Below are 24722 nucleotides of genomic sequence, written 5' to 3' on the forward strand. Positions count from 1 at the left end.
CCGCTGCCCCTGTCCGCTGCCCCATGTCCGCGGTCATCCACCCTCGCCCGCTGCCCGTGTTCGCGGCTATCCGCGCCAAGCCCGCTGCCCTTGGCCCCCGCCCGGCGGGCACTTCGTGGGGCGGCCTGAGGGCGTGGCGAAGCCGGTAACCTTGACAGGTTGATTCCATACCGCGCCTTGAGCCTGGGGAGAGCCGTGTCCGCTCTGGTCATCGCCGTCGACGGACCTTCGGGGTCCGGCAAGTCGAGCGCTTCGCGTGGCGTCGCCCGCGAGCTCGGTCTGCGCTACCTCGACACCGGTGCGATGTACCGCGCGATGACGTGGTGGATGCTCCACCACGGCGTCGACGTGCACGACTCCCAGGCCGTCGCGGCCAGGGCCGCGGATCCGGGCATCGTCTCGGGCACCGACCCCGACGGCCCGACGATCCACGTCGACGGCGCCGACGTCTCCGGTCCCATCCGGGAGCAGGAGGTCACCGGCGCGGTCTCGGCCGTGTCGGCGGTGCCCGAGGTGCGCAGGCGCCTGGTCGCCCTGCAGCAGGAGATCATCGGCGAGGGTGGCATCGTGGTGGAGGGGCGCGACATCGGATCCGTCGTCGCCCCGGACGCGCCTGTCAAGGTCTACCTGACGGCCTCGGCCGAGGCCCGCGCGCTGCGCCGTACGGCGGAGCTGGCGGGCACCACGGTGGAGGCGCAGCAGGCCGCGATGCGGCGGCGTGACACCCTGGACTCAACGCGGAAAACGGATCCGCTCTCGATGGCGGCTGGCGCCGTCGAGCTCGACACCACGGCGCTCGACCTCGACGAGGTCATCGCGTCGGTGTTGAGACTGGTCAAGGAGCGCGCCTGAAGCACAGGTGCGGTACTCAAAGGATGAAAAATCATGTCAACGGGGGATTCCGGCTGGATCGAGGCCGAGCTCGCCGACCTTGAGGTCGATGCCGAGCACGGCGCGGCCGACGAGGGCCCGCTTCCGGTCCTGGCCATCGTAGGCCGACCCAACGTGGGCAAGTCCACGCTGGTCAACCGCATCATCGGCCGCCGCGAGGCGGTAGTCGAAGACGTGCCGGGCGTCACGCGCGACCGTGTCACCTACGACGCCAACTGGCGTGGCAGGCGCTTCACCGTCGTCGACACCGGCGGCTGGGACCCCGACGCGACCGGGATGAACCTTCGCATCGCCGAGCAGGCCCAGGTCGCCGTCGAGCTGGCCGACGTGATCCTGTTCGTGGTCGACGCCACGGTCGGCATCACCGAGGCCGACCAGGAGGTCGGCAACGTGCTGCGGCAGTCGGGCAAGCCGGTCATCCTGGCCGCCAACAAGGTCGACAACCAGCAACTGGAGCTGGAGGTCCACGCCATGTGGTCGCTCGGCCTGGGCGAGCCGTTCCCGGTCAGCGCCCTGCACGGCCGCTCCAGCGGAGACCTGCTCGACGAGGTGCTCGACAGGCTGCCGGAGACGCCCGCCGAGACCTTCGGCGCCGAGCGCGGCCCGCACCGCGTCGCGCTGCTCGGCAAGCCCAACGTCGGCAAGTCGTCGCTGCTCAACAAGCTCGCCGGCGAGGAGCGGGTGCTGGTCGACCCGATGGCGGGCACCACCCGCGACCCGGTCGACGAGCTGATCGAGCTGGGCGGCAAGACCTGGCGCTTCGTCGACACCGCCGGCATCCGGCGGCGCGACCGCGAGCTGCAGGGCGCCGACTTCTACGCCGCGATGCGCACCAGGGCCGCGCTCGAGAAGGCCGAGGTGGCGATCGTGCTGATCGACGCCAGCGAGCCGCTCACCGAGCAGGACCTGCGCATCATCGGCCTGGTCATCGAGTCGGGCCGGGCCATGGTCGTGGCCTTCAACAAGTGGGACCTGGTCGACGAGGACCGGCGCTACTACCTGGAGAAGGAGATCGACCGGCAGCTCGTGCGCACCCCGTGGGCGCTGCGGGTCAACATCTCCGCGCTCACCGGCCGCCACGTCGACCGGCTGGTCCCGGCGATCGAGACCGCCCTCGACTCGTGGGCGACGCGCGTGCCCACCTCCCGGCTCAACGCCTTCCTCACCGAGCTGGTGCAGCAGACGCCGCCTCCGGTGCGCAGCGGCAAGCAGCCGAAGATCCTGTTCGCCACGCAGGCCTCCACCGAGCCGCCGAAGTTCGTGCTGTTCACCTCGGGCTGGCTGGAGGAGACCTACCGGCGCTTCATCGAGCGGCGCATCCGTGAGGAGTTCGGCTTCGCCGGTTCCCCGATCGAGGTGACGATGAAGATCAGGGAGAAGCGAAAGAAGCCCTGAGCTCGGGCGGCAGCCTGATCAGCCCACCGTGCGGCAGGCGCACGAGACCGCGGTCGTCGGGAACGACCGCGGTCTCGTGCTCTTCGAGGTAGAGCATGCGGGGCGTGGGCACCTCCCCTCCACCCGAATCCGGTTGGCCGGCGTCGGCAGTGCTGGTTATGCTCGTGGGCACGCGCTGAGGGAACCGAGTAGCCCGAGGAGCACGCGGGCCGAGAGAGCCGCCGGCAGCTGGGAAGGCGGTCCCGCGTCCACGGGCGAAGACACTCCCTCGCGACGGCGCGTGCGCACGGCAAGAGGCCGCCGGTCCGGCGGCGAAGGTGTGGTGGCACCGCGAGTATCCCTGCTCGCCCGCACCTCCCAGGGCTCACTCTGAGGAGGTGTGAAGATGTCACGTGTCCTGTCCGCCGCGCTCTCCGAGCACGTGGGACACTCCGTCACGATCGCCGGCTGGGTCCATCGCCGCCGCCGGTTGAAGTCGGTCTCGTTCCTGATCGTCCGCGACCGCGCCGGGCTCGCCCAGGTGGTCGTCCATGAGGGCGAGTTGCCGCCCGAGGAGAGCGTCGTCGAGGTCACCGCCACGGTCGTGGCCAACCAGCAGGCTCCGGGCGGCGTCGAGCTGGTCGAGCCCGAGATCGCCGTGTTGTCGGAGCCGGCCCAGGCGCCGCCGTTCGACCTGTTCCGCCCCGCCGTGCCCGCCGCGCTGCCGACGGTGCTCGACCACGCGCCCGTGGCGCTCAGGCACCCGGCGTTGCGCGCGGTGCTGGAGATCTCGGGCGCGAGCGTGGCGGGTTTCCGCGCGACGCTCGACAGCGCCGGGTTCACCGAGATCCACACGCCCAAGCTCGTCGCCTCGGCGACGGAGTCGGGCGCGAACGTCTTCCAGGTCGACTACTTCGGCCGCCCGGCCTATCTGGCGCAGTCGCCGCAGTTCTTCAAGCAGATGATGGTCGGCGTGTTCGAGCGTGTCTACGAGGTCGGCCCGGTCTTCCGCGCCGAGCCGCACGACACCGCGCGGCATCTGGCGCAGTACACCTCGCTCGACGTCGAGCTGGGCTTCGTGCGCGACCACCGCGACGTCATGGCGGTGCTGCGCGAGGTGCTGTCCGGGATGGTCGAGTCGGTACGGCGCCGCGGCCACGGCGTGGAGCTGCCGCGCGTGCCGGAGGAGATCCCCGCGCTGCACTTCACCGAGGCCAAGGCGCTGGCCGGCGACGACGGCGAGCCCGACCTGTCACCGGCGCAGGAGCGGGCGCTGTCGGAGTGGGCGCTGCGCGAGCACGGCTCGGAGTTCGTCTTCGTCACCGGCTACCCGATGGTCAAGCGCCCGTTCTACACCCATCCGGACCCGGGCAGGCCCGGCTACTCCAACGGCTTCGACCTGCTCTTCCGCGGGATGGAGCTGGTGACGGGGGGTCAGCGGCTGCACAGGCACGCCGACTACCTGGCCGCCCTGGCCGAGCGTGGCGAGCCGGCGGAGCCGTACGAGGGCTATCTGTCGGCCTTCGCCCACGGCATGCCGCCGCACGGCGGCTTCGCCATCGGCCTGGAGCGGTGGGTGTCGCGGCTGGCCGGCCTTCCGAACGTCCGGCAGGCGGCGTTGTTCCCGCGCGACCTGCACCGGCTCTCGCCGTAACCCGGAGGGCTCAAGGCCGCTGCCTTTCGCGGAAGGCGGCGGCCTTGGTGCGGCTGCGGCAGGCGGGGGAGCAGAAGTGCCGCACCCCGTTGCGCGAGCCGTCCACGTAGACCCGGTCGCATTCGGCGGCCTGGCACACGCCGAGCCGTCCGCCCAGGTCGGAGCCGATCGCGAGCGCGAGGCTCGCCGCGCATCCCGCGCTCCACCCGACGGACACGGTGTCGTCGGGGCCGTGGAAGTGCACCTGCCAGGGCTCGCCCGGCGCCTTGTCGAGCTGCGGCCGGGCGCCCGTGGACAGCAGCAGGGCGTTGACCACGGCGGCGGCGGTGTCGAAGTCTCCGGCGTGCGCGGCGTCGAAGACCTTGCGCATCTCCAGGGCGGTCCCGACGAACCGCGCGGCCTCCCGGTCGGTCACCGTTGCCCTGGTGGGCAGCGCGGCGCCGATGGCCGCGGGCAGGTCGGGGCCGCGGGGCGCGGTGTAAGGGCGGCCGCGGGCGTGGCCGTCGGTGAGCAGGTTGACCAGGGACACCGAGGCGTCCAGCAGGTTCACGATGTGACCATCGAACAGCATTTGACTGGTCATCCCTTCGCAAGGCATAGTGACCGGCGAAACACGTTTCGGAGGTCATCCTATGCCGCGTACCGTCTGGCTGCTCATCGGAGCCAGGGCGATCAACCGCCTCGGCGCGTTCTCGATGACCTTCCTGACCGTGCTGGTCGCCACCGAGTTCGGCGTGCCCGCCACCACGGCGGGGCTGGTAGCGGCGGCCTTCGGCGTGGCCACGATCCCCTCGCGGCTGCTGGGCGGCTACCTGGCCGACCGCGTCGGGCGGCGCGCCACGATCCTGCTGGGACTGCTCGGCTGTGCCGTCGCCCAGGCGGGCATCGCGGTCGCGCCCTCGCTCGCCGTCCTGACGCTCTTCGCGGTCCTGCTCGGGCTGGCCTTCGAGCTCTACGAGCCGCCCAGCCAGGCGATGATCGCCGACGAGGTGCCCGTGGCGCTGCGCACCCGCGCCTACAGCCTGCTCAACGCGGCGATGGCGGCGGCCGGGCTGGGCGCGGGGCTGATCGCGGCGGCCGTGGGACGGTGGGACCTGCGCTGGTTGTTCGTCGTGGACGCGGTGACCTGCCTGGCCTGCGCGGTCGTCGTGCGTCTGGTGCTGCCCTCCGACCGTCCGGCCCGCCGCGGGCCCGCGCGGCCCGCGGTGTGGCGCGACCGCGCGCTGCTGGCGATGCTGGGCATCGGCACGGTCTTCGCGACCGTCTACATGACGATCGTCATGGTGCTGCCGCTGACCCTGGCGGTGCCCGCCGACGCGGGCATCCTGTCCACGGTCGCCGCGCTCACGCTCATCGCCGGCCAGCCCCTGGTGCGCCGCCAGAGCCTGACGCTGGGATTCGTGCTGCTGGCCGCCAACCTCGTCGGGTACGGCTTCGCCGACTCGCTGCCCGAGCTCATCGCGGTCACGGTGCTCGGCGGCATCGGCGAGTCGTTCCTCATGGGCCGCCTGATGGCGATCGTCGCCGATCTCGCCCCCGACGACGCGCGCGGCCGCTACCTGGCCTTCTACGGCATCTGCTGGGGTTTCGCGACCGTGATCGCACCGCTGGCGGGCACGTGGCTGCTGGAGCTCGCCGGGGCGCGGGGCCTGTGGCTGACCCTGGCGGGAGTGACGCTGGCCCTCGCCGCGGGCACGGCGAGGGCCAGGGTGACGCGGGTGGCTCAGCCCAGCGCGTTGAGGTAGGCGCGGTGGGCGCGGGAGAACTCGAACCCGTTGTACTTGTCCCAGTTGATCGACCAGGTCATCAGGCCGCGCAGGTTCGGGTAGACCCCGCGAGGCCGGTACGGCCCGCAGTTGGTGCCCTTGGCCAGGCAGTCGAAGGCCTTCTGCACCTCGGCCACGGTGGTGAAGCCGTTGCCCGCCCACGGCGCGGCGGGCAGGCCGATGGCGACCTGGTCCTGGCGCAGCGCGGGGAAGACGTTGTTGACGTCGCCCCTGATGGGGAAGCCCGCGAGCAGCATGTCGGTCATCGCGACGTGGAAGTCGTGGGTGCCCATGGTGTGGTACTGGTTGTCGAGGCCCATGATCGGCCCGGAGTTGTAGTCCTGCACGTGCAGCAGGGTCAGGTCGCCCCGCATGGCGTGGATCACCGGCAGGTAGGAGGCGCTGCGCGAGTCGGCGCCGCCCGTGCCGGGACCGTAGAACTGGTAGCCGAGCTGCACGAAGAAGGTCTCCGGCGCCATGGTCAGCACGAACCGCGTGCCGTACCTGGCCTTGAGGGTGCGCAGCGCGGCGATCAGGTTGACGATCACCGGGGTGGTCGGCGCCGACAGGTTGGTGTCGCCCGCGTTGAGGTAGAGCGAGTGGCCCTCGAAGTCGATGTCGAGCCCGTCGAGACCGTACCTGTCGATGATCGCCGAAACGCTGGAGACGAACGCGTCACGCGCGGCGGTGGTGGTGAGCTGGACCTGGCCGTTCTGGCCGCCGATCGAGATCAGCACCTTCTTGCCGAGCGCCTGCTTGGCCCGGATGCCCGCGATGAAGTCGGCCTCGGACTCGACGTTGGGGCACTCGGCGACCGGGCACTGGCGGAACCTGATGTCGCCCGAGGTGACCGAGGTCGGCTCGCCGAAGGCCAGGTTGATGACGTCCCACTCGTTGGGCACGTCGGCCATGCGGATGTAGCCGGAGCCGTTGGCGAACGAGGCGTGCAGGTAGCCGACCATCACCCGCTTGGGCAGCGTGCCGGGGTTGCCCGCCACGGTGACCGTCGCCTGGTTGGAGGCCGCCGACTCCACGCCGCTCGTGTGGAAGGCCCTGACGTGGTAGGTGTGCGTGCCGGGGCCGGGGGAGTCGGTCGCGCCGGTGCCGGTGACCGTCGCGACGCGCGCCGTGCCGCGGTAGAGGTGGTAGCCGGTCGCGGTGGGGGCGGCGTTCCAGGTCAGCGAGACCGTCGAGCCGCTGACCGAGCCGGTCAGGCCGGTGGGCGCGGGCGGCGGCGGGGGCACGTCGTTGCCGACGGTCACCGAGGCGGCCGCCGACTGCGCCGACTCGCCGGCCGCGTTGGTGGCGCTGACCCGGTAGCTGTGGGTGCCGGGGCTGGGGTTGTCGGTGTAGGCCGCCTCCGTGGCCGAGCCGACGCGCGTGCCGTTGCGGAAGACGTTGTAGCCGGTCGCGCCGGTGACGGCGGTCCAGGTCAGGCGGGCCTGGTTCATGCCGCCGGTCCCGGTGAGCCCCGTCGGTACGGCAGGCGGCTGGCCCTGCCCGGGCGGCCCGTCCAGGACGACGTCGTCGGCGTGGTAGGCGCCCTGGCCGTACCAGCCGTTGACGTGCACGGTCACGCTGGTCACCCCGGTGCCGGTGGTGAATGATGTGGTCAGCTGCGACCAGGCGGCGCCGGGCGAGCCCCAGGTGCTGGCGTTGATCCCGGTGCCGGTGGCGCCGAGGAAGACGTAGCTGCCGCGCACCCAGGCCGACAGCGTGTACGCCTGGCCGGGCTGGACGGCGACGGTCTGCTGGCAGCGGGCGGTGTCGCTGCCGGCGGGGGCCGCCTGCAGGGCGCGGGTGCCGCTGTGCACGGGTGTGGTGACCGCCTGGGCTCCGGAGGTGGCTGAGCAGGTCCAGCCGCTCAACCCGCTCTCGAAGCCGGGGTTGGTCACGATGTTGGCGGCGTGGGCGGGGGAGGCGGGCGCCAGTAAGGCGCCCAGGAGCAGCGCGGCCAGGGCCGCCGGCTTCCAGGCTCTCATCATGGACCTCGTGGGGGGTGAGGCGGCTTTCTTTTAGGAAAGTTTCCTAAGAGTTGCCGTGATGGTAGCCCCGGCCGACGGCGCGGACAAGGCCCAACTAGCGCTCCCGCATGAAGATCGCCAGGACCGCGCCGAGCACGCACAGCACACCCGTGACGAGGAACATCTCGGTGTACTCCACGTGCAGGGCCGCGTTGATCTTCGCGGCGTACTCCGCCATCTGCCGGGCGTAGGTGATCGCGTCGACGCCGACGGGGAGCGGGGTGTCCAGGTCCGCGGTCAGCGACTGGAAACGGTAGAAGCCCCACGACGACACCGCGGCGACGCCGATCAGCATGCCCATCATGCGCGCCACGACCACGGCGGCCGAGGCGACGCCGTGCTGCTCGGCGGGCGTGGTGCGCAGGACCGCCGACGAGACCGGGGCGATCACCAGGCCGAGACCCGCGCCCGCGACGATCAGGGCGAGGTCGATCGGGTGGTTCTTCAGGTCGAGGGGCCACTGGTACATCAGGACGTAGCCGACGGCGGCCAGCAGCATGCCCGCGACCGTCACCGGCCACTCGCCCGCCCGCCGCGCCAGCCAGCCGCCCAGCAGCGCGGCGACGGGCAGGGCGATGAGGAAGCGGGCCAGGACGAGCGAGGCCTCCAGCGGCGGCAGGCCCAGCAGGGTCTGCGCGGCCAGCTGGACGAACACCATCGTGACCAGGAGCGCGGCGCCCGTGGTGAAGCTGACGCCGAGGGTGGCCAGCAGCGGGCCCTTGCGGGTGCCCGACAGGTCGAGCACGCGGACGGGAGAGCGGATCTCCCACCAGACGAACCCCGCGGCGACCGCCAGACCGGCGGCGATCAGCGGCAGGCCCCACGGCGGCAGGACGGCCTTGGCGGGGTCGGGGTTGTAGAGGCCGACGACGAGCAGGGCCAGGGAGGTGGCGAGCAGGAGGCCGCCGACGAGGTCGATCTTCGGCGCGTGCCGTACGGGGCCGTCAAGCCCGCCTGTGGCCACAGGATCGCCGGAGACCGGGGCCCTGGAGCGGCCGGGGACGGTGAAATGGACGGCGACCGCGGCGAGGGCCACCAGCGGCAGGTTGATCCAGAAGATCGCCTGCCAGCTCCCGAACGCCAGCGCCAGAAACCCCCCGTACAGCGGCCCGAGCGCGCTGCCCAGCTCCTGGGCCGCCCCCACCGCCCCGAGGGCCACCGGCCGCTCGCGCTCCTGCCACAGGTCGCCGATGAGCGCCATCGTGATCGGCAGCAGTGCCCCGCCAGCGATCCCCTGCAGCGCGCGCCCCACCACGACGGTCCACAGCCCGGTGCCGAGCGCGGTGACGAGCGAGCCGATCGCGAAGGCGGCCAGGCAGGCGTGGATCAGCGGACGCCTGCCGTAGCGGTCGGACAGCTGCCCGAGCAGCGGCATCGCCGCGATGTAGCCGAGCAGGAAGCCCGTCACCACCGGCGTGATGCGCTCCAGCCGGTTGACGGGCACGCCGACGGTCTTGGCGATGTCGAGCAGCACTGTGACCACGACATACGCGTCGAGCGCGGCGAGCAGGACGACCGCGCCGCCCGCCGCGAGGGCCAGACGCCTCATCCGACCGGCGGCGGGGTGACGGTGACGGCGGCGTCGTAGTCGGACAGCGACACGATCACCGAGCCGCCCTGCAGCGGCAGGGTGACCTTGGTCAGCCGCGAGGTGGCCTTGTCGACCAGCAGGTGGGCGCTGACGTCCTGGGTGACGCCGGGCACGAGCGTGGCCAGCTGAGCCTTGGTCAGCGCGGCGGTGACCTTGTAGGCGCCGCCCTCCTCGCCGTCGACGGTGGGGTTCGTGGCGGCGGCCAGCAGCGTGGAGACGCCCTTGTCAGGGCTGAGCACCTGGGAGGGGTCGTACTGCAGCAGCTGCATCAGCTGGGCGCGGGGCATCTTCTGGTAGGAGCCGGTCGGTCCCTTGAAGTAGACCGTGTCGCCCTGCAGCACGAAGTTCATCTCCGTGAGCTGACCGAACACCTCGACGGAGATCGTGCCGTCGGCGTCTCCCGCGGACGTGATGCGCCCGTCGGCCTTGCGCAGCGGCACCTGCGGGGTGCCTTCCGTGGCTATGGAGAACGAAGCCGACTTGACCGCCTTCATCGCGTCGGCCGTCTTCTTCATCAGGTCGGGCCCGGAGGGGAGTGCTGTCTCGCCGCCGCCCGCGCATGCGGTGGAAACCATGAGCGCGACCAGCAGGAGCAGGAGCCGTTTCACCATGAGGGGAGTCTACGAGCGCAGGCTCTTCAGATGTTCCACGATCGGGGCATATGCCCGTTGCATCTCGGTCAGCTGGTCGGTGCTGAGCCGGTCGACGAAGTGTTCGCGCACCGCCGAGACGTGGTGGGGCGCGACCTCCTTGATGGCGTCCCAGCCGTCGTCGGTGAGCACCGCGAAGGTGCCGCGCCGGTCGTCGGCGCACTCCTCCCTGGTGACCAGCCCCTTGGCCTCCATGCGGGAGATCTGGTGCGACAACCTGCTGCGCGACTGGATCGTGGCGTCGGCCAGGTCGCTCATGCGCATGCGATGGTCCGGACTCTCCGAGAGGTTCACGAGGATCTCGTAGTCGTTGATCGACAGCCCGAACGCGTGCAGCTCGCGGTCGAGCCGGTGCATCAGCAGCTTGTGCACCGTCAGATGCGCACGCCAGGCCTGCTGTTCTGCCTGGGTCAACCACCTTGGCGCACTCATGATCTGAATGTACCGCAAGGTCGGATAACCGGATGCGTACGATGATCTACCATGAGTGACAGCTCGGGAGAAAGCCTGATCACGGTGGTCGTGGCGGGCCTGGCCAACCTGGCCATCGCCGTGGCCAAGCTGGTCGCGGGCCTGGTCGGCGGCTCGGCGGCGATGCTGTCGGAGGCCGCGCACTCCTTCGCCGACACCGTGACCGAGGTCCTGCTCGTCGTGGCGGTGCGGTCGGGCTCCAAGCCCGCCGACCGGCGCCATCCGTTCGGGTACGGCCCCGCCGGCTACTTCTGGGCGCTGCTGGCGGCGGGCGCCACCCTGGTGGGCGGGGCGGGCTTCTCGATCACCCACGGCCTGCACACCATCTCCCACGGCGAGGACCTGTCCGACTTCACCCTGTCGTACATCGTGCTGGCCGTGTCGTTCGCGATCGAGAGCGTCTCGTTCCTGCGAGGGCTGTCGCAGGTGCGCGGCGAGGCCCGCAGGTGGCACGTCAGCTCGTACCGGCTCGTGCGCGCCACGCCCGACACCGCGCTCAAGGCGGTCATGCTGGAGGACACCGCGGCGCTGATCGGCCTCGTGCTGGCGGCGCTGGGCCTGCTGGGCACCCAGCTCACCGGTTCGGCGCTCTGGGACGGCCTGGCCTCGGTGGCCATCGGCGTGCTGCTGCTGGCGGTGGCGCTGAGCCTGATCGTCGCCAACGCCTCGCTGCTGATCGGCCGGGCGGCGCCGCGCACGGTCGAGTCGCTGATCCGCACGGTGCTGATGGAGCAGCCCGAGGTCGAGGACGTCGTGGAACTGCTCACCATGATCCTCGGGCCGGACGAGGTGCTGGTGGCCGCCAAGGTCGACTTCACCGACGAGGCGAGCGCGGCCGGGGTGGAGCGTGCCTGCGAGGAGGTGGACCAGCGGCTGCGCGCCCGCGTGCCGGGCGTCGCGCACGTCTTCCTGGACCCGACTCCGAGCAGGCGTTAGACGTCGAGGGCCATGACGATCGCGATGCCGACGACGTGCATGACGACGACGATCGTGATCAGGGAGATGAACACGAACTTGGCCGGACCGTGCTCGAAGGTCTTGCCCTCTTCGAGCGGCTTGCGCTTGGCCACCCGCTCGGCGATCCGCTCTTCGATGGGCTTCTTGTAGAACACCCCCTCAGCGTATCCGCAGGGGTGGGGCGTCGGTAATCGAGGCCGCCATCACCCCGTCGGGCTCCTCCCACTCCAGCAGGTGCCCGGTCGGCTGCCACGGCATCGACGAGAGCGAGTCGAGGGTGAGCTCACCCCGTTTGACCAGGGCTTCCTTGCGGGTCCACAACCTGATCAGCTCGCGGTTGTCGGACACGTGCTCGCCCGGCGCGCACAGCTGTGTGACCAACACCTCCACCAGCGGCCCGTCGGGCACCCGCTCGGCGTCGACGCCGACCCGGCCGGGGCCGACGGCGGCGCACACGTAGCCGCGCGTGTGGCTGAGGCTGACGCCGAGCTCGGGGGCCTGCTCCAGGTACGGCACGCCGTGGCCGGGGCCGTGCACCGGGCAGTGCTGCAGCAGCGTCACCGTGGCGGGGTCGACGCCGAGGTAGTGCGCGGCGCACTGCCGTACGAGCAGGTGGGCCGCTATGAACGTGGCGCGGTCGTCGTCGCGCAGGAACCGCTCGGCCCGTTCGCGCTCGGCCACGGTCAGCCAGTCCATCGATCCGCCGACGTCGCCCGACCGCGCCGCCATGATCACCGCCTGCGTCATCGGGCCAGCATAGCCTCCGGCGCAATGACGATTTGTCATTACAAATGCTAGTAAATCTTGTAAATGGGCCTTGTGTAACCACTTGAGGTTATTCATATTGGGGCGGTACCCGGGAGAGGCGCCCTCCCGACCTACCCCCGAGGCCAGCCGACGGGGCTGGCCGGCATCCCCCAGGAGGCTCCCCACATGAGCATCCGTCCCCCGCGAGCAGGGCTGATCGTCACCGCGGCCGCTCTGCTCACCGGCTCCCTCATCCTCTCGCCGACGGCTCAGGCGACCCCGCCGACGCCGGAGGCGGCCGACCCGGCGGCCCTGGCCGCCACCGCGCTCGACGCGCAGCTGGGCGTGCGTGACGCGGGCTCGTACTTCGATCCCGCGCAGGGCAAGCTCGTCGTCACGATCACCGACGACGCCGACGCGCAGGCGGTCCTGGCCGCCGGGGCGATCCCGAAGAAGGTGGTCCGCAGCTCCGACGACTTCGACAAGATCATGCGCAGGCTCGACCGCGCCGCCCGCATCCCCGGTACGGCATGGGCCGTCGACCCGGCCGGCAACCAGGTCGTCGTCTGGTTCGACGAGTCCGTCGACACCGGCCAGCGCCAGCGTGTCGAGGCCATCGTCAAGCAGCTCAACGACGAGGAGGCGGCCAAGAGCGTCGAGCGCGCCGCGGCGGGACCCGCCGTGCGCACCGAGAACGAGGCGGGCAAGTTCGACCTGTTCATCCAGGGCGGCGACGCCATCTACACCGGCTCCTCCCGCTGCTCGCTCGGCTTCAACGTGCGCAGCGGGTCGACGACGTACTTCCTGACCGCGGGCCACTGCACCAACATCGGCTCGACCTGGTACGCCAACTCCTCGCGCACCACGGTCCTGGGCACCAGGGCGGGCAGCAGCTTCCCGGGCAACGACTACGGCATCGTGCGCTACACCAACACGAGCATCGCCAAGCCGGGCAGCGTCAACCTCTACAACGGCAGCTCGCGTGACATCACCGGCGCGGGCAACGCCTACGTCGGCCAGTCCGTGCAGCGCAGCGGCAGCACCACCGGCCTGCGCAGCGGCACCGTCACCGCGCTGAACGCCACCGTCAACTACGCGCAGGGCAGCGTCTACCAGATGATCAGGACCACCGTCTGCGCCCAGGGCGGCGACAGCGGCGGACCCCTGTTCTCCGGCGGGACGGCGCTCGGCCTGACCTCGGGCGGCAGCGGTAACTGCACGACCGGCGGCACCACCTTCTTCCAGCCGGTCGTCGAGGCGCTCAACGCCTACGGCGTGGCCGTCTACTAGTCCTTCTTCGACGGTTCAGGGCTCGGCGTGGTCTTCTGCGGGTCGCCCAGCGGCGTCTCCTGCTCCTTGGCCGCGCCGAGCACCGTCACCTCCTGGACCTTCCAGCCGTCGGGCTCCTTGATCATCAGGAGCTTCAGGTGGGAGTCGCTCACCACGCGCATCGCCTGCTCGGACTTGACCTGGGAGTCGACCACCACGATCGCCCTGGCCGTCGTCTCGCTGACGTCGGCGAGGTAGACCTCGCGGGAGGTCGCCTGGGAGACGGCCTTCAGCTTGATGATGACCTGCTCCATCGCGCCGCCGAACTCCTGGTCGTACAGGGTCTGGAAGTCGCCGGTGGCCAGGTCGCGCAGCTTGGCCCTGGCGGAGGGCAGATCCTGGTAGTCGTAGGTCAGCAGGGCCTGGGCGAAGTTGTGGGCGGCCTCGGAGATCTCCAGGCGCAGGGTGCGGTCGGCCTCGAGGCGGGCCTGGGCGTCGCGGGCCTTGCCGGCGCCGATCCACTGGACCAGGGCGAACCCGGCCAGCGCCAGCACCGCCACGACGGCGACGGCGGCCGTGATCCACCGCGCCCACGAGACGTCGGCCCTGGCGGGAGCGCCCAAGGGGGCCTCCGCGTCGGGCTCGGGCTCGGGAACGGGCTCGGCGTCGAGGGCGGCGTCGAGGGCGGCGTCGGGTGCGGGGTCCGGCTCGGGGGCAGCCGACGCGGCCTCGTCCCGATCGCTCACTAAGACAGGCTTGGGCGTGATGCGCCAGGCTCGCCGGACCGCGGGCCTCTGGCCGACGGCAACGTCCTGCTCGGAAGGCATGCTGCTACTCCGTTCCACGGCGGCGGGCCGCCCGGCCCACGGCGATCCAGCCCACGATGCCACCGCTCGCCGCGACTGCGAGGAAAATCGCCACAATCAGCGGGGTGGTGTCCAGCGGGGCGGGGGCGGCCACCTTCTTGGGGCTGCTGGATGCGGTTTCCAGGGGCTCGAGCGTCGGCTCCGGCTCGGTCGTCTCCTCCTGCGTGGGACCGGCCCGCCGTACGGGCTGCTCCTGCGGTTCCTCCCGCTCGCGCTCGCCGCCGGGCACGGCGGCGTCGGGGTGGGAGTGCTCGGCGGCCACGGCCCTGGGGCACGAGCGCACGCCGGGCACGGCCGGCGGGCCCAGCGGGTCGGCGTACTCGAAGGCGGGCTTCGGGCCGCCCGGCACGCTGAAGATGAACGTGTTGCGCCCGTACGTCGTGTTCCCCTGCCGGTCGCTGATGTCGTCGGCCAGCGCGAGCGTGGTGGGCACCAGCCCGAGCAGGTGGTGGGCGTACCGTTCCGACTCGGCGGAGAAGGCCGGCCGGTGCGGCAGCCCCACGGCTGTCAGCGCGCACGACAAACCGGGCCTGGCCTTCAGGATGAGCTCGTGGAGCTGGGCGAACACGCCCGGCCCCTGGTCGAGGAAGGCGTACAGGTCGGTGCGCGAGTCGACGACGGAGCCGGTGACCAGGCCGGTGTCGCGGATCGCCGAGGAGAGCTTGTCCCGCTTGCCCGCCAGCGTGTGGGTGAGCCTGGTCAGCTCGACGGCCAGCTCGTCGAGCACCTTGGAGTTGTCGGCGAGCGTCTCGGTGACGTCGTGCGCGTCGTCGATGATGGCGCGGATGTCGGGTGCGCGCCCCTCCAGGGCGACGGCCAGCTCGTGGGTGATGGTCCGCGCGTCCTCGGGCGGCACGGCGTTGAGCAGCCTGCCGACGCCCTGGAACAGCTTGCGGTAGTCGAGCGGCACGGAGGTCCTGGCCAGCGGGATCAGGTCGCCGGGCGCCAGGACGGGCCCGCCGGCGCCGGTCTTGGGCGGGGTCAGCTCCACGTACGGCTCGCCGATCGCCGACTTGCGGCGCACCTCGGCGGTGACCGATCGCGGCAGCCTGATCTCCTTGTCGATGTCGAGCCCCACGACGATCTTGCCGGGCGCGAGCCGTACGTCGCCGATCCTGCCGACGCGCACGCCGAGGTAGGCGACGTCGAAGCCGTGCACGAGGCCGGGGGAGGAGGCGAACTCGGCCTCGACCCGGTAGGGCTGCTCGATCACGTCGAGCTTGATGATCGTGCTGAACGCCCATACGGTCATCACGATGCCGAGGATCGCGAAGACGGCGAGGTTGAGGTAGACCCGGTTCCTCATCGCGGCGGCTCCATCAGCAGGCGGAAGTCCTCGGCGCGGTTGGGTTCAGGACCGCGGGTGACCTTGGGGTCGTTGGGGACGGTCTGGCCGCCCGGCAGGATGAGCCCCTTCAGCCACACGTAGATGAGCACCTGACCGTTGACGGTGATGGGCGGCGCGTCGATGAACTTCTGCATGCGGTCCACCAGCGCCTTGAGGTCCTCCTTGCCGCGCACCATCGCCGTGGTGATGCCGTCGAGCTCGCGCAGCAGCTCGCGCAGCCGGGCGGCGTGACGTGGGTACACGGTCGTGTTGGCCTCCTCTGCCAGCTCCGTCAGCGCCACGAGGGCCCGCTTGATGTGCTTGCGGCCGTGGTGCACGCGCTCGGTCGCGCGGGCCAGCTCGCCGGGCAGCCTGTCGAGGTCCTCGCTGCCCTTGGCCAGGTCGTCGCCCAGCTTGGCCAGGGCGTCGACGGTGGTGGCGATGTCCTGCCGCGCGGCGGCGTAGGCGTCGGTCACCAGCGCGGTCTGCTTGATCAGCTTGTTGACGTCGTCGCCCTTGCCCGACAGCGCCGTCGAGGCGGCGTCGAGGATGGCGTTGACGTCCTGCGCGCCGAGCGCCTCGATGAGCGGACCCGCCCGTTCGGTGACCTGCTCGATGTCGGGTTCGACGCTCGTGTCGGTGATGGTCGAGCCGCTCTTCAGGTACGGCCCGGCGTCGAGGGCCCGGGGCGGCACGAGCTGCACGTAGTTCTCGCCGAGGATGGAGGTCTTGGCGACGGTGGCGGTGGTGCCGACCGGCACCTGCTCCACCGACTCGATCGACATCGTCACCTTGGCCTGGTAGCCCTCCAGTGCGACGGCGGTCACGGTGCCGACCCGCACGTCGGCGATCTGCACGCTGTGCCCGGCGACCAGGCTCTGCACGTCGGTGAAGACCGCCGACAGGGTGTAGCCGCCGCTCCCGGCGCCGAGCGTCTGGAGCGAGCAGCCCCCGGTGGCCAGGAGCGCGATGATCGCGACGGCCCTTCTCATCGGCTGCTCGCGCAGTTGCTCAGCCCGCCCGGCAGGCACGGTACCCTGCCCAGGTTGAGCGCCTCGAACAGCGGCGTCAGCCAGGCCCTGGTCATGGCGTTGAGCACCACCCGGATCTTCAGCAGGTGGTTCTCTCTGTCCCACGCCTCGACGAGCACGTCGGCGAAGTCGGCCGAGCCCTTGATCGCCTTGGCCATCGAGTCGCTGTTGGCGCGGACCACCAGCACCAGCTCTGCCAGGGTGCCGGCGGCCTGCGGCAGGCGTTCGCCGTAGGCCTCGATGAGCACGTCGCCGCGCCGGACGAATCCCGCCATGCCCTCGATGAAGCCCTTGAGCCTCTGGCGTTCCTCGGCGAGGATCGCGCTGGCGTCGGCGAAGGCGTCGATGGTGGACTTGACCTGCCGCTCGCGGTCGTTGAGGTTGGCGGCCAGCCGGTTGAGGCCCTTGGCCAGGTCGATGAGCTGCTGGTCCTGCTTGGCCAGGGTGCCGGTGAGCTCGGCGGTGTCGTCGAGCGCGTTGTTGATCGCCTTGCCGCGGCCGTCGATGCCGTCGGCGAAGTCGGTCGTGACCTTGCCGATCTTGTCGGCGTCCAGGGCCTCGGTGAGCCTGGTGAAGGCGTCGAGCGCGTCGTCGATCTCCACCGGCAGGTCGGTGCGGTCGAGGGGGATGGTCGCGCCCGCCTGGATCCGCTGTTCGCCCGGCTTCCACGGCGGGTGGAGCACGACGTTGCGCTCGCCCAGGGTGTTCTGCGGGGCGACGACCGCCTGGACGTCGGCCGGGAGCGGGATCTGCGGGTCGATCGAGAGCACCACGCGCACCTTGTCGCCCTCGATGGAGATGCGCTCGACGTACCCGGCGTCCAGGCCCATCACCTTGACCCTGGCCTGCTCGTAGAGCGAGGGCGCGGAGGAGAAGATCGCGGTCAGCCGGAGCGGCTGGGGGCCGAACAGCGTGCACCCGCCCCCCGTGAGCAGCAGGAGTACGGCAGCCGCCACCGCGGTCAGCCTGTTCATCAGGCGTCACCCCGATCCCTGGCGATGGCGCCGATCACCTCGGGGTTGATCGGCCCGAGGCCGGCGGCGATCGCCTCGATCCACGGGCCCTGGCCGCCCATGGTGGCAAGGCCGGAGAAGGTCGGTCCGACCCAGGCGAGCACGCCGTTGAACTGGGCCTTGGTGGCGGCCAGCCGGGTGGTGATGGCGCGGTTGTCGTCGAGCACCTGGATGAGGCTCTTCTCGTGCTCGCTGATCAGCCGGGTGGTGCTGGTGACCAGCTCGCTGCCGGATCCGAGGAGCAGGCGCAGCTCGTCGCGGCGTGAGCGCAGCTCGGCCAGCATGACGTCGAAGGCGTCGATGAGCCGGTTGATCTCCTTGTCCTTCTTCTCCAGCACGTCGATGATGCGGTTGCCGTTGTCGAGGAGCTTCTGCAGCTGCGGCTCGCTCTGGCTGATGGTGTCGGACAGGTCGCCGATGTTCTTCAGCAGCCGGGTGATGCGCCCGCGCCTGCTCGTGTCGATCTTGCCGAGCTCGGTGAGCAGGTCGTCGACCGCCTCGGTGTCGAGCCGCTGGACGAGGCGGGTGGCGTCCTTCAGCGCGTCGTTGATGAGCGTGGGCACGCCGGTGCGGTCGGCGGGGATCACCCGCTGCGCCTGCGGCAGCTGGTCGATGTAGGGCTCGGAGACCGCGCCCGTGAGCTTGACGTAGCGGCCGCCGAGCAGGTTGGAGAGCGTCACGTCCGCGCGGGTCTGGCGGCCGAGCCGTACGTCCGCGTCGACCCGCCAGGTGACCACCACGTGGCCCTGGGTGTAGTCGGCGCGCACCTCGGTGACCTCGCCCACCCGCACGCCCGCCACCCGCACGTCGTTGCCGGACTTGAGGCCGCCCGAGTCGGCGAAGATCCCTGACATGGTGTAGCCGCCCTCGAAGATCCCGAGCGTGCCGACGAGGAAGGTGCCGACCAGCACCGCGGACAGGACGGCCAGCGAGACCAGGCCGACCAGGACGCGGTTGCGGTCGCGGAACGACTTCAGCGCCATCGTCAGCCTCCCACCAGCAGCCGCCGCAGGTCCTTGGCGGTGGAGACCCGGTAGCTGTCGCGCAGCGGAGGCGGCGTGTTCATGGCGTAGGGGCAGGGCGAGGGGCCGAGCGCCAGGCAGGGCACCGCCGAGACGAAGTAGTGGCCCCGGTTGACGCTGCTGAAGGCCCGCTCGAACAGCGGCTGGATGGTGGTGATCGTGCGCTCGATGCGGCCGACGTTGCGCCGGATGCCGCCGGTCAGGCCCGTGAGGTGGTCGGTGAGCAGGCCGAGCTCCCGGGCGTTGCGGCCGAGCACCTGGTTGGCGGTGTCGAACTCGGCCGACAGCTGCACGATCGAGTCGTCGACGAGCTTGCGGTTGCGGGCGAACCCCTCCGACAACAGCACGAGGTTGTCGACCAGCCGGGCGATCTGCTTGTCGCGCTTGGCCACCACCTCGGCGACGGTGGCGTAGTCCTTCAGCAGCTCCTTGATGGTCTCCTTGCGCTGGGCGACCGTCCCGGTGATGTCGTTGACGTTGTCGAGCAGGCGCGGCAGGTTCCTGTCGTTGCCGTGCAGCGCCTTGGCCGCAGCGGTGAGCAGCTGGTTGATCTGCTCGGGGTCGAGGCTGCGGGTCAGCGGGCCGAGGTCGCTGACCAGCTCGCCGATGTCGACGACCGAGGAGGTGCGGGTGATCCGCGAGCCCGCGGCGAGCATGCCGGGCGCGGTGCCGGGCACCAGGTAGACCACGCGCTGGCCGACGGCGTTGCGCCAGCGCACGGCGGCCTCGGTGTCGGCGGGCACCCTCACCTTCTCGTCGACCTCCAGTACCACCTCGGCGCGGCCGGCGACGACGCGGATCGACCGCACCTGGCCGACCGGCGCTCCGGCGATCTTCACCTGGTCGCCTTCGAGCAGGCCGGAGACGTCGTCGAAGACGGCCGTGAGGGTGTAGCCGCCGCCGGTGCTGACCCGCGCGATCTGGATCGTGATCACCACGATCAGGCTGAGCGTCACGCCCAGGAAGAGCAGGAAGCGCAGCATCAGCCAGGCGCGGGAGGACCTCATCGTTTCCTCCCGTCGGTGGGGCCGCAGGAGCCGACGATGAGCTGGCAGACGTCGCCGAGCAGGAAGGAGACGGTCTGCAGCTGGTGGGCCTGGCCGGGACCGGGCGCCTCGATGAGCTCGTTGAGCAGGTCGACCAGCGTGGTCAGCCCGCGCACGCCGTCGCCGGCCAGGCCGAGCTGGGCGTAGATGAGCGAGGCGACCCGCTCGCCCGAGTGCACCCCCGCGCGCAGGTTGCCGCGGTGCTTGCGCAGGCCGTGCGCGCCCAGCTCGGAGACGGAGGTGATCTCCTTGAGCAGGACGCGCACCTTGTCGGCGCGCTGCAGCAGTTCGGGGGTGAGGGTGTTGATGTCGCGGGCGATGAGGACCAGGTCGTCGCCCTTGTCCTGCAAGGCGCCCGACAGCAGGGCGCTGTCGCTCAGGAACTGCCTGGCCCGGTCGCGGTGCCGGTAGGCGACCTCGATCACGGTGCCCGAGTCGTCGATGAGCTCGCGCAGCGGCTTGCCCTTGCCCTCCAGGCCCTTGGCCAGCGTGTGCACGATGACGGTGACCTCGCGCGGATCGACCGCGTCGACGCCCCGATACAGGTCGCCCAGGGAGTCGGACAGGTCCACCGGCTCCTCGCCGTCGCGGATGACCGCGCCGGAGGCCAGGTAGGGGCCGGTGCTCTCGCCCGATCCGAGCTTGAGGTCGACGAACTTGGGGCCGAAGACCGAGCTGGGCTCGACCGCCGCCGTGGTCGTCTGCGGAAGCCGTACGGCAGGCTCGATGTGCATGGTGACCACGGCCCTGCCCTGCGGGTCGAGCGTCACGGCGGTCACGCCGCCGACGGTGATGCCGCGCACCTTGACCGGCGAGTTGGCGTCCAGCCCCTGGCCGGCGCGGTCGAACATCGCCACGATCCTGGTTCCGGCCACCTCGGTGACGCCGCGCACCACGAAGAAGGTCCCGGCGGCCAGCGCGGCCACGACGGCCACGGCGATGGCCAGTCTCAGCGGCAACGAGTGGTTCACGCCCTCACCCCGTCAGCTTCAGGCTTCCGCCGCCGCCCCAGAAGAGCCACGACAGCAGCAGGTTGAGCAGGACGATGGTGACGATCGACTGGCGGATCGCCCGGCCCGCGGCCACCCCGACGCCGACGGGGCCGCCGGTGGCGTAGAAGCCGTGGTAGCAGTGGATGACGATCACCGTGAAGGCGAAGACGCCGACCTTGACGACGCTGAAGACGATGTCGCTGACCGGCAGCCCGATGTAGAAGTAGTAGTCGTAGACGCCCGGCGCCATGCCGAACAGCGCCGTGCACATCAGGCGGGTGGCGAAGAAGCTGGCGAACAGGGCGATCAGGTAGATCGGCATCAGCGCCACGAGCGCGGCGACCACGCGGGTGCAGATGAGATAGGTGAAGGCGTTGATGCCCATCACCTCCAGCGCGTCGATCTCCTCCGAGATGCGCATCGCGCCCAGTTCCGCGGTGAAGGCCGAGCCCACCTGGGCGGCCAGGGCGGTGGCGGCGATGATCGGGGTGATCTCGCGGACGTTGGCGAAGCTGCCGACCAGGCCCATGAACGACTCGGCGCCGATCGAGGCCAGGCCCTGGTAGCCCTGCAGGCCCACGGTGGCGCCGACGACGAAGGCCATGGTGAAGACGACGAAGATCATGCCGCCGCCGATGACGGTCGCGCCGACGCCCACGACCACGTCGCTGATCTGGCGTAAGACGACCTTGAAGTACTTCAGCCGCAGGATGACGTCGCGGACGGCGTAGAACAGCACCTTCCACACGAACAGCGGCCAGTCGCCCAGCTGGGCGAACCGCTCGGCCAGGTCGCGGCCCTTCAGCGCGGCTCTGGCGCCCGCCGTCCGGGTGACCATCAGAAGGCCTTGGGCGGGTAGGCGAGGAAGTACACGGCCGAGATCACGTAGTTGAAGGCGAAGACCAGCATGAACGTCACGACCGTCGACTGGTTGACCGCGCGGCCCACGCCCACCGGGCTGGTCTGGCAGGTCATACCCTTGTAGCAGGCGACCGCGGCGGCGATGAAGCCGAACACCCAGGCCTTGAAGAGGGTGACGTACAGGTCGCTGCCGACGACGAGGCTGAGCGCGCCGTCGAAGTAGGCGCCGGGCGTGACGCCCTGGACGACCACGTTGAAGAAGTAGCCGCCGGTCGCGCCCGCCAGGATGACCAGCGGGCACAGGCACACCGCCACCGTCGAGGCCGCCCACATGCGCGGGGTGACCAGGCGGTGGATCGGGTTGACCGCCATGACCTCCATCGCGGCCAGCTCGTCGCGGATGTTGCGGGCGCCGATGTCGGAGGTCATCGCGCTGCCGCCGGCCCCGGCGATGAGCAGCGCGCTGGCCAGTGGCGCGACCTCGCGGATGAGGCCGACGAAGACCGCGCTGCCGGTCGCGCTGGCCGCGCCCAGCTGCCAGGCCAGCTCGCCCACCTGCAACGCCACCGTCGCGCCCAGCGGCAGGCTGACCAGCAGGACCGGGACGCTGGTGATGCGGGCCAGGAACCAGCACTGCGCGACGAACTCCCAGAACCAGTTCCGCACGTCCCACGTGCGGCGCAGCCCTTCCAGGACGATCACGAACAGCTCGCCCACCTGGCCCAGCGCGGACCCGGCCTTCCGGCCAACGAAACCGGTCAGGGCCATCGGCACCTCGACATCGTGGGGGCAGCTACGGATCAGCAACCTTACTGACGGGTTGTCCAGTAAGTCGATGATTTGGCGGTAATTTGCGGTTTCCGTATGACTGCAGGCCAGGCGATTGTCGGGGGCGGATAATCCGCTACGAACGCGCCCCGGGAAGCCACACCGTGAACACCGTGTCACCCGGGACACTCGAGACCTCGACCCTGCCCCCGTGGGCGGCCGTCACGGCGGCCACGATGGCCAGGCCCAGGCCGGTGCCGCCCACCTGGCGGGAGCGTCCCGCGTCGCCGCGGGTGAAACGGTCGAACAGGTCGGGCAGCACTTCGGGGGCGATGCCGGGGCCGTCGTCGCGCACCCGCAACGCCAGCCACCCCGACTCGACCGTCAGCGTCGTGCTGACCGTGGTGCCGGGCGGGGTGTGGGAACGGGCGTTGGCCAGCAGGTTCGTCACCACCTGGTAGAGACGGTCGGCGTCGCCCAGCACGACCGGCTCGTCGTCGGCCGGCACGCCCGGGTCGGTGTCGCCCGGGTCGGTGTCGCCTGGCTCGGTGTCGCCCGGGTCGGTGTCGCCTGGCTCGGTGTCGCCTGGCTCGGTGTCGGCTGGCTCGTCGTCGCCCGGCTCGTCCTCGGCAGGGCCCGGCTCGGGGTCGGAGCCGGGGAAGTCGACCAGCCACTTGTGCTCGCGCGAGGCCGCGTACGCGTCGCTCACCGCGTTGACCAGCAGCGGCCGCAGATCCAGCTCCTCGCGGGCCAGCGGCCGCCCCGCGTCGAGCTTGGCCAGCAACAGCAGATCCTCCACCAGCGCCGTCATGCGTGTCGTCTCCGAGCGGATGCGCCGCAGCGAATGCTCGTGGGTCTCGGGGTCGCGGGCGGCCAGCTCGGCGTATCCGGCGATCGAGGCCAGCGGGGTGCGCAACTCGTGGCTGGCGTCGGCGACGAACTTGCGCAGCCGTACCTCACCGGCGTGCCGGGCGGCCAGCGACTCCTCGATGTGCCCCAGCATCTGGTTGAGCGCGACGCCCACCTGGCCCACCTCGGTGCCGGGATGGGAGTAGGCGTCCGGCACGCGTGCCAGCCGTACGACGTCACCTCGGTCCAGCGGCTGCTCGGAGACGCGGGTGGCGGTGGTGGCCAGGCGGTGCAGGGGACGCATCGCGCGCCGCACCATGGCCGTGCCCAGCAGGGCGGCCAGCACGACGGCGGTCAGCGCGACGACGGCCTCCATCGCGATGAAGCGGCTGATCGTGGCGTTCATCGGCGCTTCCGGCAGGCCCGTGACGATCACGTCGCCGGCGCGGCCGCGCTCGGCCACCATGCGATAGTCGCCCAGCTCGTCGCCGAGGGACACGGTCACCGGCCGGCGGCCGACGCCGAGCAGCTCCGGCGGCGCGTCGACCGCGTCGATCGCGGTCTCCGACGACAACACGGTCGCCTCCGCCACCACGCCGCCGCGCAGCCGCGCGCCGAACGTGCCGATGCTCTGTCCGGGCACGAACAGGTAGTCGGCGGGCGCGTCGCCCGGGATGCGCGAGGCGGCCATCACCGCGCGCCTGGCCGCGTCACGGACCCGGTCGTCGAGCTGGGCCCGCTGCGAGGCGTGCAGCTGCAATGTCGTGGCGGTCGCGATGACCAGCGTCAGCGCCGTCAGCAGGACGATCGCGACCGCGACCACCCGGCTCGTCAGCGAGGCGGTTTGACGACGTAGCCAGCCCCGCGGACCGTGTGGATCAGCTGCATGCCCAGCTTGCGGCGCAGGTACGACACGTAGAGTTCCACCACGTTGCTGTTGCCGCCGAAGTCGTAGCCCCACACGTGCTCCAGGATCTGGGTCTTGCTCAGCACCCGCCGGGGGTTGTTCAGCAGGAAGCGGAGCAGCTCGAACTCGGTGGGAGTGAGCTGGACCGGCTTGCCGCCCCGCCACACCTCGTGGGTGTCCTGGTCCATGACCAGGTCACCGAGCGTCAGCCGGGAGTCCGGCGGCGCCTGGGCGGCCCCCGAGCGCCGCAGGAGGCCGCGCATCCGCACGATGATCTCCTCCAGGCTGAACGGCTTGGTGACGTAGTCGTCCGCGCCGGCCGTCAGCCCGGCGATCCGGTCGGCGACCTCGTCCTTGGCCGTCAGCATCAGCACCGGCAACGTCGGGCTGAGCGCCCGCAGCCGCTGCAGAACCTGCAGGCCGTCCATGTCGGGCAGCATCCAGTCGAGCACGACGGCGTCCGGCAGTACGGCACGCGCCTGTTTGACGGCGCTCTCCCCGTCATGCGCCGGCAACGCCTCCCAGCCGGCCAGCCGCATCGCCATCGTGAGCAGCTCGGTCAGCGGAGGCTCGTCATCCACCACGAGGATGTGGATCTGCCTGTCGTTCATGGATTCCAAGGAAACGTGCCCAACGTGAGAAAAGG

General features: G+C 71.0%; 25 protein-coding genes. 6 read left to right on the forward strand and 19 right to left on the reverse strand.

The features are described 5' to 3' along the window. Positions 1–195: 195 nt before the first annotated feature. Complete coding sequence (gene cmk / locus ACIBH1_RS42455; protein WP_397319765.1) at positions 196–852, forward strand: (d)CMP kinase; 657 nt, start codon at positions 196–198, stop codon at positions 850–852. Positions 853–885: 33 nt separating this feature from the next. After that, positions 886–2286 (forward strand): ribosome biogenesis GTPase Der, encoded by a 1401-nt coding sequence (gene der, locus ACIBH1_RS42460; RefSeq protein ID WP_397319766.1) that lies wholly within the window; start codon positions 886–888, stop codon positions 2284–2286. On the opposite strand, the gene ACIBH1_RS42465 is transcribed toward der, so the two are convergent. Beyond that, positions 2261–2398 (reverse strand): hypothetical protein, encoded by a 138-nt coding sequence (locus tag ACIBH1_RS42465; protein WP_397319767.1) that lies wholly within the window; start codon positions 2396–2398, stop codon positions 2261–2263. The two genes, der and ACIBH1_RS42465, sit on opposite strands and share 26 nt — an antisense overlap. A gap of 273 nt (positions 2399–2671) precedes the next feature. Between ACIBH1_RS42465 and aspS the strand changes: the two genes are divergently transcribed. Next, on the forward strand, positions 2672–3919 hold the full coding sequence (gene aspS / locus ACIBH1_RS42470) for an aspartate--tRNA(Asn) ligase (protein WP_397319768.1): 1248 nt from the start codon (positions 2672–2674) through the stop codon (positions 3917–3919). A gap of 10 nt (positions 3920–3929) precedes the next feature. On the opposite strand, the gene ACIBH1_RS42475 is transcribed toward aspS, so the two are convergent. Then, a complete protein-coding gene (locus tag ACIBH1_RS42475) occupies positions 3930–4469 on the reverse strand; it encodes a CGNR zinc finger domain-containing protein (protein ID WP_397319769.1) in 540 nt (179 codons plus the stop codon). A gap of 82 nt (positions 4470–4551) precedes the next feature. On the opposite strand from ACIBH1_RS42475, the gene ACIBH1_RS42480 reads away from it, so the two are divergent. Then, on the forward strand, positions 4552–5664 hold the full coding sequence (locus ACIBH1_RS42480) for an MFS transporter (protein WP_397319770.1): 1113 nt from the start codon (positions 4552–4554) through the stop codon (positions 5662–5664). On the opposite strand, the gene ACIBH1_RS42485 is transcribed toward ACIBH1_RS42480, so the two are convergent. The 4 genes from ACIBH1_RS42485 to ACIBH1_RS42500 form a co-directional block, all read right to left on the reverse strand. After that, complete coding sequence (locus tag ACIBH1_RS42485; RefSeq protein ID WP_397319771.1) at positions 5643–7667, reverse strand: carbohydrate binding domain-containing protein; 2025 nt, start codon at positions 7665–7667, stop codon at positions 5643–5645. The genes ACIBH1_RS42480 and ACIBH1_RS42485 overlap by 22 nt on opposite strands. 97 nt (positions 7668–7764) lie before the next feature. Then, on the reverse strand, positions 7765–9258 hold the full coding sequence (locus ACIBH1_RS42490; protein ID WP_397319772.1) for an MFS transporter: 1494 nt from the start codon (positions 9256–9258) through the stop codon (positions 7765–7767). After that, complete coding sequence (locus ACIBH1_RS42495) at positions 9255–9911, reverse strand: LppX_LprAFG lipoprotein (protein WP_397319773.1); 657 nt, start codon at positions 9909–9911, stop codon at positions 9255–9257. Before ACIBH1_RS42495 ends, ACIBH1_RS42490 begins: the two co-directional genes overlap by 4 nt. 9 nt (positions 9912–9920) lie before the next feature. Further along, on the reverse strand, positions 9921–10382 hold the full coding sequence (locus tag ACIBH1_RS42500) for a MarR family winged helix-turn-helix transcriptional regulator (protein ID WP_397319774.1): 462 nt from the start codon (positions 10380–10382) through the stop codon (positions 9921–9923). Positions 10383–10433: 51 nt separating this feature from the next. Between ACIBH1_RS42500 and ACIBH1_RS42505 the strand changes: the two genes are divergently transcribed. After that, complete coding sequence (locus tag ACIBH1_RS42505) at positions 10434–11357, forward strand: cation diffusion facilitator family transporter (protein ID WP_397319775.1); 924 nt, start codon at positions 10434–10436, stop codon at positions 11355–11357. Here the strand turns inward: ACIBH1_RS42505 and ACIBH1_RS42510 are convergent. Both ACIBH1_RS42510 and ACIBH1_RS42515 read right to left on the reverse strand, forming a co-directional pair. After that, the gene (locus ACIBH1_RS42510; RefSeq protein WP_181608615.1) at positions 11354–11533 is read right to left on the reverse strand and encodes a hypothetical protein; all 180 of its coding nucleotides are present in this window, start codon (positions 11531–11533) and stop codon (positions 11354–11356) included. The genes ACIBH1_RS42505 and ACIBH1_RS42510 overlap by 4 nt on opposite strands. 4 nt (positions 11534–11537) lie before the next feature. Next, the gene (locus ACIBH1_RS42515) at positions 11538–12125 is read right to left on the reverse strand and encodes a 4'-phosphopantetheinyl transferase family protein (protein WP_397319776.1); all 588 of its coding nucleotides are present in this window, start codon (positions 12123–12125) and stop codon (positions 11538–11540) included. A 186-nt stretch (positions 12126–12311) separates the two neighbouring features. Here ACIBH1_RS42515 and ACIBH1_RS42520 point away from each other — a divergent pair, with 186 nt between their 5' ends. Further along, positions 12312–13415 carry a S1 family peptidase gene (locus ACIBH1_RS42520; protein WP_397319777.1) on the forward strand — a complete coding sequence of 368 codons (1104 nt, stop codon included), beginning with the start codon at positions 12312–12314 and terminating at the stop codon, positions 13413–13415. On the opposite strand, the gene ACIBH1_RS42525 is transcribed toward ACIBH1_RS42520, so the two are convergent. From ACIBH1_RS42525 to ACIBH1_RS42575, 11 genes are all read right to left on the reverse strand, one after another. Continuing rightward, entirely contained in the window at positions 13412–14140 is a 729-nt protein-coding gene (locus ACIBH1_RS42525; RefSeq protein WP_397319778.1) for a hypothetical protein, read from the reverse strand. The two genes, ACIBH1_RS42520 and ACIBH1_RS42525, sit on opposite strands and share 4 nt — an antisense overlap. An 85-nt stretch (positions 14141–14225) precedes the next feature. After that, entirely contained in the window at positions 14226–15566 is a 1341-nt protein-coding gene (locus ACIBH1_RS42530) for an MCE family protein (RefSeq protein ID WP_397319779.1), read from the reverse strand. After that, positions 15563–16579 (reverse strand): MCE family protein, encoded by a 1017-nt coding sequence (locus ACIBH1_RS42535; protein WP_397319780.1) that lies wholly within the window; start codon positions 16577–16579, stop codon positions 15563–15565. Before ACIBH1_RS42535 ends, ACIBH1_RS42530 begins: the two co-directional genes overlap by 4 nt. Then, entirely contained in the window at positions 16576–17592 is a 1017-nt protein-coding gene (locus ACIBH1_RS42540) for an MCE family protein (protein WP_397319781.1), read from the reverse strand. The genes ACIBH1_RS42535 and ACIBH1_RS42540 overlap by 4 nt, the downstream gene beginning before the upstream one ends. Then, complete coding sequence (locus ACIBH1_RS42545; RefSeq protein ID WP_397319782.1) at positions 17592–18614, reverse strand: MlaD family protein; 1023 nt, start codon at positions 18612–18614, stop codon at positions 17592–17594. Before ACIBH1_RS42545 ends, ACIBH1_RS42540 begins: the two co-directional genes overlap by 1 nt. A gap of 2 nt (positions 18615–18616) precedes the next feature. Further along, positions 18617–19660 carry an MCE family protein gene (locus ACIBH1_RS42550; RefSeq protein ID WP_397319783.1) on the reverse strand — a complete coding sequence of 348 codons (1044 nt, stop codon included), beginning with the start codon at positions 19658–19660 and terminating at the stop codon, positions 18617–18619. Continuing rightward, on the reverse strand, positions 19657–20670 hold the full coding sequence (locus ACIBH1_RS42555; protein ID WP_397319784.1) for an MlaD family protein: 1014 nt from the start codon (positions 20668–20670) through the stop codon (positions 19657–19659). The genes ACIBH1_RS42550 and ACIBH1_RS42555 overlap by 4 nt, the downstream gene beginning before the upstream one ends. Before the next feature lie 4 nt (positions 20671–20674). Beyond that, a complete protein-coding gene (locus ACIBH1_RS42560; RefSeq protein WP_397319785.1) occupies positions 20675–21529 on the reverse strand; it encodes an MlaE family ABC transporter permease in 855 nt (284 codons plus the stop codon). Next, positions 21529–22320 carry an ABC transporter permease gene (locus tag ACIBH1_RS42565; RefSeq protein ID WP_181608981.1) on the reverse strand — a complete coding sequence of 264 codons (792 nt, stop codon included), beginning with the start codon at positions 22318–22320 and terminating at the stop codon, positions 21529–21531. Before ACIBH1_RS42565 ends, ACIBH1_RS42560 begins: the two co-directional genes overlap by 1 nt. A 136-nt stretch (positions 22321–22456) precedes the next feature. After that, on the reverse strand, positions 22457–23992 hold the full coding sequence (locus ACIBH1_RS42570) for a sensor histidine kinase (protein WP_397319786.1): 1536 nt from the start codon (positions 23990–23992) through the stop codon (positions 22457–22459). Positions 23993–24000: 8 nt separating this feature from the next. Further along, positions 24001–24687 (reverse strand): response regulator transcription factor, encoded by a 687-nt coding sequence (locus ACIBH1_RS42575; protein ID WP_397319787.1) that lies wholly within the window; start codon positions 24685–24687, stop codon positions 24001–24003. Between the last annotated feature and the right edge of the window lie 35 nt (positions 24688–24722).

It is taken from the genome of Nonomuraea sp. NPDC050663, from assembly GCF_044456985.1.
Classification (GTDB): Bacteria; Actinomycetota; Actinomycetes; order Streptosporangiales; family Streptosporangiaceae; genus Nonomuraea.